Source organism: Lelliottia sp. GFLA7, from assembly GCF_056490165.1.
In genome coordinates this window covers 1-455 of the sequence record NZ_JBWLAQ010000073.1, presented here as the reverse complement: position 1 = coordinate 455, position 455 = coordinate 1, and the positions used below count along the sequence as shown (strand labels likewise).

Sequence of the window (455 nt, the reverse complement as noted above, 5' to 3'; positions counted from 1 at the left end):
ACGCCCACCAGTGCTTCCTTGAGTTCGCCGAGAGCATCCTGCCGCAATCGGTATTGCGTGCCGCAATCACCGCCGCTTACCGCCGCCCCGAGCCGGAAGTGGTACCGATGCTGATCGAACAGGCGCGCCTGCCGGCACCGATGGCCGAAGCCACCAACAAGCTGGCCGCGAGCATTGCCGAAAAACTGCGCAATCAGAAGAGTGCCGGCGGCCGTGCCGGTATTGTTCAGGGCCTGCTGCAAGAATTCTCCTTGTCGTCCCAGGAAGGCGTGGCGCTGATGTGCCTGGCCGAAGCGCTGCTGCGTATCCCGGACAAAGGCACCCGCGATGCGCTGATCCGCGACAAGATCAGCACCGGCAACTGGCAGCCCCACCTGGGCAACAGCCCATCGCTGTTCGTCAACGCCGCTACCTGGGGCCTGCTGCTGACTGGCAAGCTGGTGTCCACCCACAAC

The 455-nt window shown here is 64.2% G+C and carries 1 pseudogene; it reads left to right on the top strand.

Annotated features, from left to right (window positions below):
- Nucleotides 1-455 (top strand): annotated as a pseudogene (locus AC07RN_RS21205) (trifunctional transcriptional regulator/proline dehydrogenase/L-glutamate gamma-semialdehyde dehydrogenase); the annotation flags it as partial.